Origin of the sequence: Chamaesiphon sp. VAR_48_metabat_403, from assembly GCF_031422475.1 — a bacterium.
GTDB lineage: Bacteria > Cyanobacteriota > Cyanobacteriia > Cyanobacteriales > Chamaesiphonaceae > Chamaesiphon.
In genome coordinates this window covers 1-3,833 of sequence record NZ_JANPLS010000396.1, presented here as the reverse complement: position 1 = coordinate 3,833, position 3,833 = coordinate 1, and the positions used below count along the sequence as shown (strand labels likewise).

Genomic DNA, 3,833 nt, shown 5'->3' with positions numbered 1-3,833 from the left:
TTCGAGCCGCGATTACCTCCGGTAGGCTACGCCAACGACATCGGGATTAACTTTCTCGATACAGGCGACTTTTATGGCATGGGTCACAATGAATTGCTGATTCGCGAAGCCATCAAAGGGGTTCCCCGCGACAAAGTATTCATTGCCGTGAAGTTCGGGGCACTGCGCGACCATAAAGGTGGCTTTAACGGTGAAGATAGCCGTCCGGTGGCGGTGCAGAACTTTCTAGCTTATAGCTTGCAACGGTTGGGAGTGGACTACATCGATCTGTACTATCCCGCACGAGTCGATTCGCATGTCCCGATCGAAGACACTGTTGGTGCGATTCGGCAGAGCCGACGCTACGCGAACGCCGACCTAATTCAAGACGGCAAAGTGCGCTATGCCGGACTCTCAGAAGCGGGTGCTGATACCCTCCGCCGAGCGGCTCAGGTGCATCCGATCGCCATGCTGCAAACAGAATACAGTCTCTGGACGCGAGAGCCGGAAACAGATCTGTTGCCCGTCTGCCGAGAATTAGGCACGAGTTTAGTTGCTTACTCACCACTGGGGCGCGGATTTTTAACGGGAGCCTTTCAATCTCCCGATAACTTCCCGCCAGACGATTGGCGGCGGCACAGTCCCCGCTTTCAAGGCGAGAATTTCTATCACAACTTAAAATTGGTCGAAGAAATCAGGAAAATCGCGACCCAAAAGCAGTGTACGCCTGCCCAACTCGCCCTCGCTTGGCTATTGGCAAAAGGTGAGGATATCATCCCCATTCCTGGGATGAAACGTCAAGTACCACTGCATGAAAATGTGGGCGCAGTAGATATTGTGTTAACTGCTGCTGAACTGCAACAGATTGAAGCAATTATGCCGATCGGTGCTGCTGCGGGTACTCGTTATCCTGAAGCATTAATGGACTCCCTGAGCCGTTAGTTTCATTCATTGCTGGAGCGAGTTCCGGCAATGATTTCAGACCGTTAGCCGTTGTGCTAATGTACGGTTAATACTGAAGTGAATTATCATTAGGGATGAAGCCAATATTAACTATTGAAGATTTGTGCGCTGAAGCAGCTAAATTCGCTGAAATAGAATCTCTGTATGATGAACCTGTACTTTACGGAGTGACAGATGGAAAAGCTGTCGGAACATATCTCGAACACAAATTCACCGCTTATTTGGCTGAAAACTACATTTCTCAACAAGGAAACTCAGCATTAGGCATTGACCTTCCCGCGCTTGAAGTTGATATCAAGGTAACGAGTATCAAGCAACCACAATCTTCTTGTCCTTTCAGGTCAGCAACTCAAAAAGTATTTGGTCTAGGATATCATCTTCTGGTTTTTGTTTATGACAAATATGATGATTCTGAAAATAGAACTGGAAGATTAAATATGCAGCATACTATTTTTATAGATAGAAGTAGAACCGCAGATTTTCAGACCACGAAAGGCATTATAGACATTTTGAACCGAGAAGGCAATAAAGATGACATTATTGCTTTTATAATGGAAAGGAATTTGCCAGTTGATGAAATTGGTGCAAATCAGTTAGCCGAAATAATTTTAGAGTCACCTCCGAATCAAGGTTATTTGACGATCTCAAATGCGCTGCAATGGAGATTGCAATACAGCAGAGTTATTCAGCAAGCTGGCAGTATTTCAGGAATATTTAGAGTTAGATAATTAATAATGACAAAATCTTTAGAAAAGTGGCAATTTGGTGATTTTCAAACTCCCGATGAACTTGCATGGGAAGTAGTTAAGACTCTCAAGCTAAACCATAAAATATCACCGAAAGTCATTATAGAGCCAAGCTGCGGAAAGGGATCGTTTATCAGGGCTTCACTCAATGAATTCACACATTCAAGAGTAATAGGCTTAGATATAAATGAAAAATATGTCGAAGCAGCAAATCTGTCTATATCTGAGTATCTGAATTCAGAAAATGCAACTATATACAAATCGGATTTCTTTGATACGGATTGGAAATCTCTTATTTCTAATCTGTCTGACGATATCCTAATAGTCGGTAATCCTCCTTGGGTTACAAGCAGTGAATTGAGTATTCTTAATAGTCAAAATATTCCTTTAAAGTCAAATTTTCAGAATAGACGAGGTATTGCAGCTATTACAGGCTCAGGAAATTTTGATATTTCTGAGTGGATGTTGTTGCAATACGTTGAATGGTTATCTAAAAGAGAAGGCACTATAGCAGTCTTATGTAAGTATTCTGTAGCTCGTAAGGTTATACGTCAAGTCAAGAAGAGATCGGGAAATAGGTTTTCTGGGTATCTTTATTTAATAGATGCAAAAGCTTATTTTGATGCGTCAGTAGAGGCTTGTCTCTGTGTTCTTTCTACTAATAAAAATAGCAATATAGATTATGAGGTTTATGAAGATTTGAAAGCTGAAAAAGCATCATATTTAATTGGAGAAAGAGATGAATCGATCGTCAGGGACACAGTTAAATATGAGAAGTGGAGGCATTTAACAGGTCAAGATCTAAAATATTTGTGGCGGTCTGGAATCAAGCATGATTGTTCTAAAGTCATGGAACTAGAGCGCGTTCAAGATGCTTTATTCCAAAACGGATTTGGAATAAAATACACTCTTGAGGAAAACTATTTGTATCCTCTTTTAAAGAGTTCAGACATTGGCAATGGCAGAACTCTTGATTATCGAAAAGTCGTGTTGATCACACAAAAGTCGATTGGTGAAGATACAAGTATTATTAAAGATAAAGCTCCTAAAACATGGCAGTATCTACTCGATTATGATAAATTGTTAAAAAACAGAAAGAGTTCTATTTATAAAAACAAGCCGCCATACTCTATCTTTGGTGTTGGCCCATATTCTTTTAAAAATTGGAAAATAGCGATATCTGGGCTTTATAAGAGACTAAGTTTTTGTCTTGTTAAACCCTTAGATGGAAAATCGGTAATGTTTGACGATACTGTAAATTTTTTGTCTTTTGAAACTGAGGCGGAAGCTAAATTCATTCTTGGGTTACTGACATCTAATCCTTCGTTAGAGTTTTTTGACTCTATGATTTTTTGGGATGAAAAAAGACCAATTACAATAGATATCCTCAAGCGGTTATCTCTTAAAGCGGTTGCAAGAGAACTGGGAGTTTTAGAAAATTATCTGCAATGGGCTGAAGCTGTCCAGATAAATTCTAACGGTCAGTTGGAATTTGGACTAGCAGAGCAGTCCTCCCATTAAGACGATCGAGCAATTTCTTTGAGAGGAATGTAATATAACCGTTTCTAGCTAAAGATTCGGCAAAGCCGACGCTACGCGAACGCCGTTGGCGTAGCCGCGCTCGAAGCAGGTAATCGATCGCCAAGATCCCAAATCGGTTCGATCGGGAGACTGTTCCCCATAATCTGTCTATCTGGTACTTGTCCGTCCGCAATTGCCAGCGATATTATTAACCCAACCAATCGACGACAATTCGAGCTGCTGATGCAATAACGTCATTACGCGCCTTAGCATCTTTCTCGCCTTGAGTGGTGTAAATGGCGACAACGACGGGCGCACGGCGTGGCGGCCACAGCACGGCAATATCGTTGGCAGTACCGTAATCGCCAGTACCCGTCTTATCGCCGACTTGCCAGTCGGCAGGAACACCCGCTCGAATGCGAGTCGCTCCAGTCGTATTGCCCTGTAGCCAAACTCGTAATTGTAACTGGAGACGCGGCTCTAGTGCGTCTCCAAAGGCGAGTCGTTGGAGAGATAGTCCCATCGCATTGGGTGTCGTTGTGTCCCGTCGATCGCCTGGAATCGATGAATTAAGGGCAGTCTCCCACCGATCGAGTCGAAATTGACTGTCGCCGATCGATCGCG

4 protein-coding genes are annotated in these 3,833 nt (G+C 42.8%); 3 read left to right on the top strand and 1 reads right to left on the bottom strand.

Annotation, left to right across the window (positions count from 1 at the left end):
- The 3 genes from RMO79_RS18655 to RMO79_RS18645 all read left to right on the top strand — a co-directional run.
- Positions 1-921 (top strand): aldo/keto reductase (locus tag RMO79_RS18655; protein ID WP_310484743.1); only part of this gene is annotated, 921 nt, incomplete at its 5' end.
- 95 nt (positions 922-1,016) lie between these two features.
- Positions 1,017-1,670: a restriction endonuclease gene (locus RMO79_RS18650; protein ID WP_310484742.1), complete on the top strand. Its 654-nt coding sequence runs from the start codon at positions 1,017-1,019 to the stop codon at positions 1,668-1,670.
- A gap of 6 nt (positions 1,671-1,676) precedes the next feature.
- Complete coding sequence (locus RMO79_RS18645; protein ID WP_310484741.1) at positions 1,677-3,209, top strand: SAM-dependent methyltransferase; 1,533 nt, start codon at positions 1,677-1,679, stop codon at positions 3,207-3,209.
- Between the two features lie 208 nt (positions 3,210-3,417).
- Here the strand turns inward: RMO79_RS18645 and RMO79_RS18640 are convergent.
- Positions 3,418-3,833: serine hydrolase (locus tag RMO79_RS18640; RefSeq protein ID WP_310484740.1), on the bottom strand; the 416-nt coding region annotated here is incomplete at its 5' end.

Excerpts from the sequence above, each read along its gene's own strand:
- RMO79_RS18650 (WP_310484742.1), top strand. The coding sequence starts at position 1,017 with ATGAAGCCAATATTAACTATTGAAGATTTGTGCGCTGAAGCAGCTAAA.
- RMO79_RS18645 (WP_310484741.1), top strand. The coding sequence starts at position 1,677 with ATGACAAAATCTTTAGAAAAGTGGCAATTTGGTGATTTTCAAACTCCC.